The sequence below is a fragment of the Saccharothrix sp. BKS2 genome, assembly GCF_047689505.1.
GTDB lineage: Bacteria > Actinomycetota > Actinomycetes > Mycobacteriales > Pseudonocardiaceae > Actinosynnema > Actinosynnema lopnurensis.
Window position 1 is genome coordinate 115,470 of record NZ_JAUQOL010000016.1, and the last position, 14,033, is coordinate 129,502.

The 14,033-nt window shown below is 72.5% G+C and carries 8 protein-coding genes; 2 read left to right on the top strand and 6 right to left on the bottom strand.

What is annotated here, in order from left to right; genetic code table 11:
• Positions 1 to 7 precede the first annotated feature (7 nt).
• Positions 8 to 2,887: a beta-galactosidase gene (locus tag Q5530_RS30465; protein ID WP_415366272.1), complete on the bottom strand. Its 2,880-nt coding sequence runs from the start codon at positions 2,885 to 2,887 to the stop codon at positions 8 to 10.
• Complete coding sequence (gene yicI, locus Q5530_RS30470; RefSeq protein WP_415366273.1) at positions 2,884 to 5,181, bottom strand: alpha-xylosidase; 2,298 nt, start codon at positions 5,179 to 5,181, stop codon at positions 2,884 to 2,886. The genes Q5530_RS30465 and yicI overlap by 4 nt, the downstream gene beginning before the upstream one ends.
• 137 nt (positions 5,182 to 5,318) lie before the next feature.
• On the opposite strand from yicI, the gene Q5530_RS30475 reads away from it, so the two are divergent.
• Complete coding sequence (locus tag Q5530_RS30475) at positions 5,319 to 6,539, top strand: RNA-guided endonuclease InsQ/TnpB family protein (RefSeq protein ID WP_415366274.1); 1,221 nt, start codon at positions 5,319 to 5,321, stop codon at positions 6,537 to 6,539.
• 92 nt (positions 6,540 to 6,631) lie between these two features.
• Here Q5530_RS30475 and Q5530_RS30480 read toward each other — a convergent pair whose 3' ends face one another.
• The 3 genes from Q5530_RS30480 to Q5530_RS30490 are packed head-to-tail and all read right to left on the bottom strand — an operon-like array spanning position 6,632 to position 9,620.
• The gene (locus Q5530_RS30480; protein ID WP_415366275.1) at positions 6,632 to 7,444 is read right to left on the bottom strand and encodes a carbohydrate ABC transporter permease; all 813 of its coding nucleotides are present in this window, start codon (positions 7,442 to 7,444) and stop codon (positions 6,632 to 6,634) included.
• The gene (locus Q5530_RS30485; RefSeq protein ID WP_380638543.1) at positions 7,441 to 8,346 is read right to left on the bottom strand and encodes a carbohydrate ABC transporter permease; all 906 of its coding nucleotides are present in this window, start codon (positions 8,344 to 8,346) and stop codon (positions 7,441 to 7,443) included. The genes Q5530_RS30480 and Q5530_RS30485 overlap by 4 nt, the downstream gene beginning before the upstream one ends.
• Complete coding sequence (locus tag Q5530_RS30490; protein ID WP_415366276.1) at positions 8,343 to 9,620, bottom strand: ABC transporter substrate-binding protein; 1,278 nt, start codon at positions 9,618 to 9,620, stop codon at positions 8,343 to 8,345. The genes Q5530_RS30485 and Q5530_RS30490 overlap by 4 nt, the downstream gene beginning before the upstream one ends.
• Before the next feature lie 156 nt (positions 9,621 to 9,776).
• On the opposite strand from Q5530_RS30490, the gene Q5530_RS30495 reads away from it, so the two are divergent.
• Entirely contained in the window at positions 9,777 to 12,635 is a 2,859-nt protein-coding gene (locus Q5530_RS30495) for an NACHT domain-containing protein (RefSeq protein ID WP_415366277.1), read from the top strand.
• Positions 12,636 to 12,657: 22 nt separating this feature from the next.
• On the opposite strand, the gene Q5530_RS30500 is transcribed toward Q5530_RS30495, so the two are convergent.
• A complete protein-coding gene (locus Q5530_RS30500) occupies positions 12,658 to 13,782 on the bottom strand; it encodes a S1 family peptidase (protein WP_415366278.1) in 1,125 nt (374 codons plus the stop codon).
• Between the last annotated feature and the right edge of the window lie 251 nt (positions 13,783 to 14,033).

Here is a 14,033-nt window from a genome sequence, read left to right on the forward strand (position 1 = left end):
CGGCGCGTCAGCGGCCCCCGCCCGTCCGGTGGTTGCCCAGGGTCACCAGCCGCACCGGTCCGGGCCCGCCCGGCAGCTGCCCGGTGGCGATCACGGCGAAGGTGAGCGTGTTGTGCTCGGCCAGCACCCCCGCCGGGAGCACGAAGTCCCGCTGCGGGCTCGACCCGCCCAGGTACTGGCCCATGTTCCAGCCGTTGACGAAGATCAGCACCCGGTGGGACCGCTGGGTGGTGTCGTCGAAGCGCAGGCCCAGCGACACGTCGTGCCCGCGCGGCAGGTCCAGCCGGAACGCGGTCCGGTACCAGGACACCCCGGGCGGCGCGGCGGCCGGCGGCCGGCCCCAGCCCGTGCCGCCGGGCAGGTGCCAGCCGGCGCGCTCGCCGTGCAGGCCGCCCGCGTTCATCGGGCCGCGTTCGCCGTCGTTCGGGCGTGAGCCGCGCACCTGCCACGAGATCGGCGCGGTCGAGCCCCGCACCACCGCCCCGAACAGGCCGCGGGGCTGCTTGAACCGGGTGTCGTCGGCGGTCCAGTCGTCGTTGTGGCCCATGTTCTCCACCAGGACCGTCAGCGTCGCCCGCCGCCCGGCGACCAGCAGGCCCTCCGGCACCGCGAAGTCGCCGCGGCCGGGGTCGGGGTTCACCGGTTCCGCGTCGGACTCGGTGCCGCCCGCGGCGGAGCCGAGGTACCGGCCGTCGAGCCACACCAGGTACACCCCGCGCCGGCCGGTGATGGCGTTGAGCGAGATCGTCCGCTCCGCGCCGGTGGCGGTGAACCGGCCCCGGTACCAGACGCTGCCCTGGTGGAAGCCGTACTCGTCGGAGTAGAGCACGGGCAGCGTCTTGGGCTTGATCGGGCTGGCGGTGGTCGTCCGGTCCGCCGGAACCCAGCCGGTCTCCCCGGCGCCCGGCGGCTCGGCGCGGTGGCGCCAGTCGGTCAACCCCGGCAGGCGCACCGGCTCCGGTCCGGGCAGCGAGCCCAGCAGCGAGCCGCTGAGCGTGCGGCGCACGTGCACGGTCCGCCCGCCGACGCTGAGCCGGCGGACCGGGGCGAACACCTCCACCTCGCCCGCCCGGTCGGTGTCGGCGCGCAGCACCAGCCGGTCGCCGACCACCGCCGCGGACCGGGCCAGGGCGGTGCCGCGCACCAGCACCGGCCCCTGGTCGGTGTCCAGCCGCCAGAACCGCGCGGCGGTCTCGTCGGTGCCCAGCAGCAGCACCAGCGGTGGCCGCCCGCCGCCGGAGACCAGCACGCGGGCCAGGCCGGAGTGGGTGTAGTCCAACCTCAGGTCGCCATCTGCGTAGGAGGCGCGCACCGCGCCGTCGAGCACCCGCACGGTCGGCGCGGACGAGTAGCGCAGCACGGTGGAGCCCTGCTCGCCGTCCCGGCCGTAGAGCACGGCCACGTCGCGCCCGGAGACCCCGACGTGGGTGAGGATCTCGGAGTTCGACCACACCAGCCGCTGACCGCCCAGGTCGTAGCCCGCCACCAGCACCTTGGCGTCCCGGCCGTTCACCCGCACGGGGACCCGGTAGCGACCGTCCGGGGTGGACCAGTCCAGCTCGGTGGCCACGTCGGCGGTCGAGCGCCGGTCCGGGTGGCGGACCAGGACGAACTGCGTGCCGGTGTCCGGGTTGGACCGGGCCTGCGCGAACACGGCCGGGTCGGCGGGCACGGGCGCCGGCGCCGGATCGGTCTTGGTCAGCGGCGCGACCGTGGTCGTGAAGTAGCCCTGGCGCTTGAACTCGTCGTACTTGGCGGTGAGCTGCCGGGACTCCGTGATCGCCGCGCCGTAGTCGTAGGAGGTGTAGACGTCGTTGGGCTGCGGCAGCCGGCCCCAGGACGTGCCGCCGTAGGCCATGTAGTAGCCGAACATGGTGGCGCCGCTGCCGATGGCGTTGGACTTGTAGAACACCTTCATGAAGTCCGGCCCGGTCAGCTCGCGGCACGCCCCGTACCCGGCGTCGTGCAGGTCGATGGCCCCCGCCTGGTACTCCGCCGCGTAGACCGGCCCGTCGTCGCGCAGCCTGCGGGTCACCCCCTCGGACTGCCCCCACGTGTCGGGCGCGCGGCAGTCGAACCCGACCGGGTAGTCGTCCACGCCCGGGATCTGCACCGCGCCCCGCCCCGAGGACCAGTTGGCCAGGTCGCCGTTGCAGCAGTTGTTGTGCACGATCGGCACGTCGATGCCGTCGGCCCTGGCCTGCTGCTGCAACTGCTCCATGTAGGCGGCGTCGACGTTGACGGCGTACTCGTTCTCCACGTTGTAGGCGATCACCGAGCCGCCCCGGGTGACCTGGTGGCGGGCGATGATCGGGTTGAGGTGGTCGAGCCAGTCCCGGTAGGCGGCGGTGTAGCCGGGATCGCTGGAGCGCGCCCGGCCGTCCACCGTCTTCAGCCACGCCGGGAACCCGCCGCCGCTGGTCTCGGCGTTGATGTAAGGACCGGGCCGGGCCACCACGTACAGGCCGAGCTCGTCGGCCGTGCGCAGCAGCAGGTCGACGTCGCGCACCCCGGTGAAGTCGTAGGAGCCGGGCGCGGGTGAGTGGTAGCCCCAGTGGAAGTACAGCGACACGCCGTTGAAGCCGGCGGCCCGGATCTTCTCCAGCACGTCCCGCCACAGCTCCTGGCTGGGCAGCCGGAAGTAGTGGAACTCCCCCGACCACAGCAGGATGCGCTCGCCGTCCACGGACAGCGAGTACCGGTCGTAGGTCACCTCGTGGCGGGCGCCCTCCGGGGTGGCCGGGCTGGTCGCCGGCCCGGTCGCGGTCACCGGCCCGGTCGCCTTCGCGGTCGCGGTCGCCTTCGCGGTCACCGGCCCGGTCGCGCCCGCCGCCGCGGGCGAGAGCAACGACGCCAGCAGCACCAGGACGACCCCCACCGCCCTCATCTGATCCCCTCCACCGTCACCGCGCTGCCCCCGGCGTCGACCAGCACCCCGTCCGGGTGCTGGTGCGCGGTCCCGCCCCCGACGGCGTCCACCGACCGGGCGCCGACCAGCAGCAGCCGCCACCGCGACGGCGCGTCCTCCACCTCGACCCACATCCGGTCGCCCCGCTTGACCAGGCGGAAGGCGGAACCGCCGACCACCATCGCGTGCTTGCCGTCCGACAGCCCGTACACCCGCAGCGTGACGCCCTCGGCGTAGTCGTAGTCCGGCCGGTCGTCGACCGCGCCCACCGGCAGCACGGCGCCCGGCCGCACCAGCAGCGGCACGGTCAGGAAGTCGCAGCGCTCCCGCACCCAGCGCGGCCCCTCCACCACCCGCCCGGTCAGCAGGTGCGTCCACGTGCCCCCCGGGACGTAGTAGGACACGTCGCCCTCGTCGGAGAACACCGGCGCGACCAGCAGGTCGTCACCGAGCATGTACTGCCGCTCCAGGTGGGCGCAGCCGGGGTCGTCGGGGAACTCCAGGGCCATCGCCCGCATCACCGGCACGCCCTCCTCCGCGGCCTGCCGCGCGGCCCGGTCCAGGTAGGGCATCAGGCTCAGCTTCAGCCTGGTGAACCGGCGCAGCACCTCCACGGCCTCCTCGTCGAACAGCCACGGCACCCGGTAGGAGCCGCTGCCGTGCAACCTGCTGTGCGAGGACAGCAGGCCGAACGCGGTCCACCGCTTGAACAGCGCCGCCGACGGGGTGCCCTCGAAGCCGCCGATGTCGTGGCTCCAGAACCCGAACCCGGACAGCCCCAGCGACAGCCCGCCGCGCAGGCTCTCCGCCATCGACTCGTAGGTGGCCTCGCAGTCGCCGCCCCAGTGCACCGGGAACCGCTGCGAACCGACCGTGGCCGACCGGGCGAACACCACGGCGTCACCGTCGCCCCGCCGCTTGCGCAGCACCTCGAACACGGTCTGGTTGTAGAGGTAGGTGTAGTAGTTGTGCATCCGCTCCGGGTCGGAGCCGTCGTGGTAGACGACGTCGGTCGGCACGCGTTCGCCGAAGTCGGTCTTGAAGCAGTCGACGCCCTGGGCGAGCAGGGCGTCCAGCTTGGCCGCGTACCAGGCGCGGGCGGCCGGGTTGGTGAAGTCCACCAGCGCCATGCCGGGCTGCCACAGGTCCCACTGCCACACCTCGCCGCCGGGCCGGCGCAGCAGGTAGCCGCCCGCGACCCCCTCGGCGAACAGCGGCGAGCGCTGCGCGATGTAGGGGTTGATCCACAGCGAGACCTTCAGGCCCTTCGCCCGCAGCCGCTCCAGCATCCCGACCGGGTCGGGGAACGTGCGCGGGTCCCACTCGAAATCGCACCAGTGGTACTCGCGCATCCAGAAGCAGTCGAAGTGGAACACGCTCAGCGGCAGGTCGCGCGCCGCCATGCCGTCGATGAACCCCGACACCGTCTCCTCGTCGTAGGAGGTGGTGAACGAGGTGGACAGCCACAGGCCGTAGGACCAGGCGGGCGGCAGCGCGGGCCGGCCGGTCAGCGCGGTGTACTTGCGCAGGACGTCCTTCGGCGTGGGGCCGTAGATCAGGAAGTACTCCAGCGACTGCCCCTCCACGCTGAACTGGACCCGGGACACCGCCTCGGAACCGACCTCGAACGACACGCGGCCGGGGTGGTTGACGAACACCCCGTACCCGGCGTTGGTGAAGAAGAACGGCACGTTCTTGTACGCCTGCTCGCTGCTGGTGCCGCCGTCGGCGTTCCAGACCTCGACCGCCTGGCCGTTGCGCACCAGGGGCCCGAACCTCTCCCCCAGCCCGTACACCACGTCGCCGACGCCCAGCACCAGCTGCTCGCGCACGTGATGACGACCCTCGGCGGTCATGAGACCGATGCCCTTGGCCCGACTCCTGGTCAGGGTGCGCCCGGCCGCGGTGAAGTCGACCTGCCACTCCTCGCCGCGCCGCACCCGCACCGACAGCGCGCCGGAGGTCAGCTCCACGCCGGCGTCGTCATCGACGACCTTGGCCTCGTGCGCGGGGTCGGTGGTCACCGCGAACGCCGGCTCCCCGTCCGCGCCGCCCGCGAAGTGCGTGATGGACACGCCGACCACGTCCGGGGCGGGCGCGGTGAGACCCAGGGTGACCAGCGGCCCCTTGAGCGTGTCACCCCGGTGCCGGACGGGGCTGGTCGGCGCGTGCACGACCACCTCGCCGTCGCCCGCGGTGACGTCGTGCACCTGGACCGGGTAGGCGCCCTCGACACCCGGGCGCAGCAGCCAGTAACCGTCGCTGAACTTCACTTGCGCTCCTGTCGGTGGAGGCCCGGCCGCTCCCGGCCGGGAGGAGACCAATACCCCGGAACGGCACCAAGGGGTTCGCGGGGATGCCGGGTGAGGAGGTCCGGGCCCTGTCGGTGCCCTCCGATACGCTGGTGGGCGTGGCAGTGCGGCAGGTGGAGGAGGATGGGTTCGCCCGCTGCACCTACCGCCTGCGTGTCTCCACCACCGCCGGTCGTGCCCTCCTGCGGGAGTGGGACGGGGTGCGGTGGGTGTGGAACCACTGCGTTGCGGACTCCAAGGCGACCCACGCCCACAACCGGGCGCATCCCGGGGAAAAACGGACGTGTGGTGCGGCACGGCTCGACCGGCGGCTCACCTCCTGGCGTGCGGAGCACGGCTGGTTGCGCGCCGGGTCGTCGGTACCGCAGCAGCAGGTCGTGCGCGACTTCGCCAGGGCCCGCGCGAAGGCGCTCAAGGACACCGCGGACCGCTTGCCGGTGCGCAGGCGCGTGGGGATGCCGAAGTTCAAGCGCAAACGCGACGCGTTGCCCAGCCTGAACTACACCCGCAGGGGATTCCGCCTCAGGGACGGGCTGCTGTGCCTGGCGGGTGGTGTGGTGGTGCGGCCGGTGTGGTCGCGTGAGCTGCCGTCCGAGCCGACGTCGGTGCGGGTCTACCTGGACGCGGTCGGTCATTGGTGGGCGTCCTTCGTGGTCGAGGCGCGGGTCGAGCCGCTGCCCGCCACCGGCGCGGTGCTCGGGGTGGACTGGGGGGTGCGGGAGTTGGCGACCACCACCAGCCCGGACCACGACCTCCCTCACCCGGAGCACGGCAGGAAGGCCGCCGCACGACTGGCTCGCTACCACAGCAGGATGGCCCGCCGCCGACCGCCGAGGGGGCAGGCGGCGTCGAAGTGCTACCGCACCGCGAGGCGGCAGGCCGCGCGGCTGCACGCGCGGGTCCGCGCGCAGCGCACGGACACCGCTCGCAAGTGGGCCAAACGGGTCGTACGCGACCACGACGCGTTGGCGGTGGAGGACTTCCGTCCCAGGTTCCTGGCCAGGACCACCATGGCGCGCAAGGCCGCCGACGCCGCGATCGCCGTCACGAAGCGGGCTTTGGTCGAGATGGGCCGCAAGCACAGGCGTGACGTGCGGCTGGTCAACCCGAAGTACACGACGATGGACTGCGGTGGGTGCGGGGCGAGAGCCAAGCACGCCCTGCCGCTGTCGGAGCGAACGTATTCGTGCACCGCGTGCGGGTCGGTCTGCCCGAGAGACCGCAACTCCGCGCGCGTGATGCTCGTCCGGGCAGGTTTGGACCCGGCCGGTGTCGAGGGCGCAAGACCTGCTCGTCCGCCGGACGAGCAGGCGGTCTGAGCCGGGAATTCCCGCAGGGCCCGTGAACGAACAGGAACCCCGGTCGTGCCGCCAGGCGCGGGGGACCCCCCGTTGTTCAGGGCGGGAAGCACTCAATTGCCTGCTCCTGCCGTGATGCCGCGGGTCATCGCCCGCTGGAAGATGAGGAAGAAGGCGATGGCCGGCACGACCCCGAGCAGCGCGGAGGCGCTGGTCGTGGTGGCGTCCATCATCCGCTGGCCCTGGAGCACCCCGAGCGCCACCGGCACGGTCTGGTTCTCGTTGGAGATCAGCAGCACCAGGGGCAGGAAGAACTCGTTCCAGGTCCAGATGAAGAAGAACACGAACAGCACCCCCAGGGTCGGCCTGCTGACCGGCACCACGATCCGCAGCAGGACCTGCCACCTGGTCGCCCCGTCCAGTCGCGCGGCCTCCAGCAGCTCGCGCGGGAACCCGGTCAGCGTCGAGGTGAGCAGGTAGGTGCCGAAGGACGCCTGGATCACCGTGAAGACGATGACCACGGCCGTCCTGGTGTCGTAGAGGCCGATCCCGTTGGCCAGGAAGTACAGCGGGTAGGCCAGGGCCTCCTGCGGCAGCGTGTTGGCGATCAGGAACACCACCAGGATCCACAGCCTGCCGCGCACCCGGCCGATGCCCAGCGCGTAGGCGTTGCACACCGACACCACGACGGCGAGCACGGCCACCGACCCGCTGATCACCACGCTGTTGAGCAGCTTCTCGCCGAAGTCGACGCGGTCCCAGAAGGCGATGATGCCGTCCAGGGAGACCTCGCGGGGCAGGCTGAGGGGGCCGTTGGCGGCGTAGTCCGCGGGCGTCTTGACCGCGTTGACCGCCACGAGGACGAAGGGCACGAGCATCGCCGCGGCCAGCAGGACCACCGACCACAGCACCGCGTGCCGCCTCACCGGTCCTCACCCCGCTGCTGCACGCGCAGGAACACCGCGGTGAGGACCAGCACGAGCACCGTCAGCACGGTGGCGATCGCCGCGCCGTAGCCGACCCTGGTCTTCTCGAAGAAGTTCTGGAACGAGTAGTACGACGGGACGGTGGTCGCGCCGCCGGGCCCTCCCCTGGTCAGCACGTAGATCGGGGCGAACACCTTGAGCGCGGCGATCGTGCAGGTCAGCAGCACGACGAAGACCTCGGGGCGCAGCTGCGGCACGGTGACGTGCCGGAACCGGCCCCACCAGGACGCGCCGTCGAGCTCGGCCGCCTCGTGCAGCGACGGGTCGATGCGCCGCATCCCGGCCATGAAGATCACCACGGGGTAGCCGACCTGGATCCACAGCAGCACGCCCATGACCGACCACAGCGCCAGGTCCGGGTCGCCCAGCCAGTTGCGCGCCAGCGAGTCCAGCCCGACCGCGCGCAGCACCTCGTTGAGCGCGCCGTCGCGCGGGGCCAGGACCCAGCCCCACACGATCCCGGCGACCGCGACGGGCAGCACCTGCGGCAGGTAGACGCACGCCCGCAGCACGCCCGCAGCACGCGGGCCGAAGTGCCGGGCGACGTGGTCGAACAGCACGGCGGCGATGAGCAGCCCGGCCAGGGTCGGCAGGACCGCCATGGCCAGGACCAGGCCCGCGTTGTGCCGGAACGACGCCCAGAACACCCCGTCGGTCAGCAGCCGCCGGTAGTTCTCCGCCCCGACCCACTCCGGCTCGCCCGCACCGGACCACTCGGTGAGGCTGAGGCCGACGTTCATGCCGAACGGCACCAGGACCACCGCGAGCAGCAGCAGGGCGCCGGGCAGCAGGAACAGCAGGTAGGACCCGCGGTCGCGGACCGCGGTGACGACCGGGCTCATCCGCCGACGCCCGCCAGGTTCTCCCGGTAGTAGTCGGCCAGCTCGGTGAGCACCTCGTGCGGCCCCAGCTCGCCGGTGATGAGCTTCTGCACCGCGGTGACCTGCGCGTCGTAGAAGCCGGGCACGGGCCAGTCGGGGTAGAACGCCAACCGGTCGCCTGCGCTGAGCTCGCGGAAGTCCTCGTTGAGCCGCGCCACCCCGGGGTCGGTCGCGGGCGCGTCGCCCGGGGCGAGCGCGACGCCGCCGGAGTCGCGCAGCAGGTCCTGGACGGGTTGCGACAGGGTGATGTCGATGAAGTCGAGGGCCAGTTCCTTGTTCTTCGCGCCCTTGGGCACCACCCACAGGTTGCCGCCGGACCCGGCGGTCATGCCCGGCCACGCCGCGGTGGCCCACTCGAAGTCCCGGACCTGGGAGCTCAGCCGGCCGTACCACCAGCTGCCGCTGATCATGATCGGGTTCCGGCCCTGCGCGAACCCCAGGCCCATGTCCTCGGCCTTGAGGCCGGCGGAGTCCTCGTCGAGGTAGCCCTCGCGCAGCCACGCGGCGAAGGTCTCCACGGCGTTCGACCAGGTCCGGTCGTGGAAGTCCACCTCGCCGGTGTAGCGCTGGAACCGGTCGACCCAGTCGCGGTCGGCCCTGGTCAGGGCGAGCTGGTAGAGCAGCTGGGCGGCCGGGTACTCGGCGCCGCCCACGGCCAGCGGTGTGATGCCCTCGGCGGCGAACCGCCCCATCGCGGCGGTCAGCTCCTCCAGCGTGGTAGGCGCGGCCAGCCCACGCTGGTCGAACATGGTCTTGTTGTAGTAGACCAGCACGTACTCGGCGTAGTTCGGGACGCCGTACCACTTGCCGGAGCCCATGACGCCGCGCTCGTCGTAGCGGGCGGTGATGTCGGGGCCGGCCCCCACCTTCCGGTCCCAGCCGCGGTCGGCGACCTCGACGCTCAGGTCGGTCAGCAGCCCCTGCTTGGACAGCAGACCGGTGGTGGCGTTGCCCTTGTTGTACTCCATGAGGTCGGGGGCGTCGGAGGAGTTGAGGACCATGGGGGCGGTCTTCTGGACCTGCTCGAAACCCTTCTCCTCGAACTCGACCGTCACGCCGGGGTGGGACTCCTCGAACAGCCTGATCGCCTCGGCCCAGGCGATGCCCATCGCGCTGTCGGGTCCCTCGTAGTGCCACAGCGTGAGCGTGTTGGGGTCGCCGGCGTCGTCCGAGCTCCCGCACCCGGCCGCCACCGTCAGGGCCGCCACCAGGGCGACCAGGAGCTTTCCCGGCATCGGACCCCCTCCGCCGCGCGTTTACCATCGAAGCGCTTCGACGAAGACCGTAGGGCGCGCGGGGGTCCGAGGACAACGGCCAGCCGGGTGAAGCTTCGGCCGGCGATGCTTCCGGACCGCCGCCGTGCGGGTGATCGGGTGCGGGATGATGACGCGATGGCAGGGATCGAAGCGACCATCGGCCGCACTGTCGCCCAGGCCGGCGAGAAGCTGTTCGGCGTGGCCAGGACGCACCAGCAGCGGCGGGCGCTGCGCAAGGACGCGCGCACGCTGGCGCCGGTCGCGGTCGCGGACGACCTGGTGGCCGAGCTGAACGGGGAGGAGGTCACCGGGCTCGCCCGCTACCTGCGGTCGCCGGCGTTCGAGGAGGCGGTGCTCCGGTACATCGTCGAGTACACCACGAACCGGACCCCCGGCCTGCTGTCCGCGTCCATCCGCGAAGAGCTCCGCCTGGGCCTGAAACGGTGGGCCGGGCTGCGCCCGGACCTCCTGCTCACGGCCACCGACGTGGTGTTCGACTCGGTGGTCGTCGGTGCCGACTGGTGCGCGGAGCACCGCAGCCACAGCACGCTCGACGCCACCGCCGCGGCCGCGTCGGCGCACAGGACCGCCACCGCGGCCGCCAACTCGCGCCTGCTGAACCTCGTGGGCGAGCTGACGAGGATCCACGAGTTCGCCGACCAGCTGCGGACGCAGGTCGTCTCCGTGCACCGCCACATGCGCCTGCCGCACCTGGGGCAGAACCGCTCGGTCCCCTACGACCAGCTGTACGTGGCCCCGATGCTGCGCCCGGAGCAGGAGAGCTCGAAGGCGCCGCTGCTCGACGAACTCGTGTTACCGGGGCGGCGGTCGGTGGTGCTGGGCGACCCCGGCGCGGGCAAGTCCACCCTGGCCGCCAAGCTGGCGCACGACATCGCCTCCGACCGGGTGGCCGGCGCGGCGGGGCGGGTGCCCTTCCTCATGGTGCTGCGCAACTTCACCACCGCGTTCCGCCAGGGCGGCCGCGGCCTGGCACACCACCTGGAGCAGATCTGCGCCGATCCCTACAACCTCGCCGCGCCGCCCAACGCCATCGAGTACCTGCTGAACAGCGGGCGCGCCGTGGTCCTGCTCGACGGTCTCGACGAGCTGGTCAGCCCGGAGCTGCGGCGCAACGTCGTCCAACTGGTGGACGGCTTCGCGAGCCGGTACCCGCAGGTGCCGGTCATCGTCACGGCACGCCGGATCGGCTACGCCGACGCGCCGCTGGACCGGAGCATGTTCACCGTCGGGGTGGTGTCCCCCATGTCGGTCCGCCAGGTGGAGGAGTACGCCCACCGGTGGTTCGCGCTGGACACCGCCACCGCCGCGGGCGAGCGCACGTCCATGGCCGTGTCGTTCCTCCGGGAGAGCGGGCAGGTCGCCGAACTGCGGGCCAACCCGCTCCTGCTGACCCTGCTGTGCGCGATGTACTCCAGCGAGCACTACATCCCGCGCAACCTCGCCCAGGTCTACGAGCGCTGCGCGGTGATGCTCTTCGACCAGTGGGACTCGATGCGCGGCATCGCGATGCCGATGCAGTTCCAGGGCAGGCTGCGCGGCGCCGTGCAGTACCTGGCCTGGAAGCTGTTCAGCGCGGAGGAGTCGGGCAAGGCGCTGCCGCGGCACCGGATAGTCCGGCTGCTGGTCGAGCGCCTGGTGGCGATGAAGTTCGACGAGGACGAGGCGATCGGCACCACCGAGCAGTTCCTGGAGTTCTGCACCGGGCGGGCGTGGATCCTCACCGACGTCGGCGCCACGGAGACCGAGCCGCGTTACGGCTTCACGCACCGGACGTTCCTGGAGTACTTCGCCGCGGAGTACCTGGTGCGCACCAACCCGAGCGCGGAGCGCCTGTGGCCGGCACTGCGCCCCCACGTGCTGGCGGGTGAGTGGGACGTCGTGGCCCAGATCGTGTTGCAGTTGTTCGACCGCAACGTGGACGGCGGCGCCGAGGAGGTGCTGCGCCTGGTGCTCGCCCCGGTCTCCGAGGAGCGGGAGGAGACCTCCTGGTCGCGGGGGTTCGCGGCGCGGGCGCTCGAGTACACCCAGCCCGCGTACGACGTGATCGACGACATCGCCTCCGCTGCCGTGCGCTCGGCCGTGGCGGGTGACGTGGAGGACAGGTTCCACTGCTGGGTCGGCGACCGCACGTTCGAGGACATGCGCGCCCGCGACGACGCGTTGCACACCCTCATGTACCAGAGCGCGCCCGGCAACCTGGAGGCGTTGCACCGGGGCGTCGCCTCGGCCCTGGACGCGGAGCTGCGCGACGGCAACGACTCGGCGTGGCTGCTGCTGTCGAGCCTGGGGCGGCACCTCGTCGGCGCGGACCAGCGCCGCGTGGACGCCTGGGGCGAGGTCCAGGCCCGGTTGTGCGACCAGCACAGGTCGGCGTTGTCCAAGTGGCGCAAGCGCAAACCGTGGTGGGGAATCGCGGGCAACACCGGCCCGGCGCAACTGGTGAAGAAGTTCGGCCCGCACGTGCTCTACCTGGCCGACGCCGTGCTCACCGGATCGCTGCGCGCGTTCGCCGTCCGCATGGGCGACCTGCACGCGAACGGGCTGCCGATGAACCTCCCGGCCCTGTGCGACGCGCTGATGGCCGCGCCCCGGCCGTGGATCGACCCGACGCGCTGGTACGCGTCCCACGAGCGCGACTTCGCCACGGCCGTGTACCGGCACAGCCGCGGTACCGCCGCCTCGTCGTACGGCACGTTGCCCGCCGACGCGTTGGCGCTGGTGTTCCTGCCCTACGCGGAGCTCCACGCCTCCGACGTGCCGGACCTGGCGCTGCCCGACTCCCCGCTGGTGGAGCACCTGGCCGTGGCGCGGATCACCGGGGCGCCCCACTCCAAGCTCATGCGCTTCATGAACACCGGCGAGGTCCCGTGGCGCACCCAGGACTTCCTCGTCTCCTGGACCCGGGGGGAGGTCAGCGTCCTCCCCGACCGCGTCCCGCGGGCCTGCGGCCAGGCGGTGGGCCCACCCCCGTGAGAGCGGGCCCACCGCGCCGGGATCAGGCCGTGAGCAGCCTCAACCCGTAGGTGGACAGGATCTCGTTGATCGGCTGGAACCAGGTCCGGCCGCCAGACGAGCAGTTGCCGTAGCCGCCGGACGTGACGCCCTGCGCCTGGTCGCCCGTGATGAACGAGCCGCCCGAGTCGCCGCCCTCGGCGCACACGCTCGTGCCGGCCATCTGGTGCACGTCGCCCTGCGCGTAGTGGATGGTCTCGTTGCGGGACTGCACGACGCCGCAGTGCCAGCGCGTCGTCGAGCCCGACCGGCACACCGACGTGCCCACCGGCGCCTCCCACGAGCCGCGCACCAGGGCGTCGCTGACGGTGCCCCAGCCGAGCACGACCGGCGCGTTCCACCACCCGCCGCCGGTGCGGACCCACGCGTAGTCGTTGCCGGGAAACGAGGAGCCCGCGAACTGGCCCTGCCACGACCGGTCCCAGCCGTAGACCTGGGCGCCCGTGCCACCGCAGTGGCCGGCCGTGACGTACCCGCCGTGCACCGAGAACCCGATGGAGCACCGCACGTTGCCCGTGTAGTACGGGTCGCCGCCGACCGTGCCGGCCGCGAACGGCACCGGCCGCGTGACGCCCTCGGTGTTGACCTCGATCGGGCCCAGCCGCGCGGCCCGGTCGAGGAACTCGGCCACCTCGCGCGACCGCGTCCCCGCCTCGACGTTGACCACCACCGCGCCGCTGCGCGGGTCCGGGTGCCAGCTGGCCACCGCGGCGGGCACCCCGCCCGCCCGGGACAGCGCGTCCACCCGGTCCTTCACCCGGTCCAGCTCGGCGGCCGTGTGCTCGACGACCCGGACCTCCGCCCCGGTGGCGCGCACGCGCTTCGCGGCGGCCTCGTCCGTGACGCCGACGACCAGCGCGCCCGCGTCCGCGTCGAACCAGCTGCCGCCGAACGCCTCGCCGGCGGCCCTCCGCGCGTCCGGGGCCAGGCGGGTCGCGGTCGCCTCCCGGGCGATCCTGGTCCGGGCCTGCTGCTCGGTCAGGCCGAACGCGTCCCGCATCGAGGCCACCAGGCCCGGGGACAGCGGCTCGGCCTGCGCGGGCGCGGCGACGGCCAGGCCGCTCACCAGCAGGGCGGCCACCGCGCCGACCCTCGTCAACGTTGTCATGAGCACGCGATTCCTCCTCGTCCACAGGGAGGGCGCACGGCGAACAGGGATGAGCCGCGCGCCCCGGACAGTTGTGAGAGCGCTCTCACTAGCTGGTTCAGACCATGCCAAATCCGACTCGGCACCGTCAATCCCCCGACGCGAGGCCGGCTCGAATTCCTGACGCGTGGCGGGCGCGAGCACCCGGCGCGAGCCCCGGCTCGGTTCCCGACGCGAGCCCCGGCTCAACTCCCCGGTTCGCCCCCGGCGCG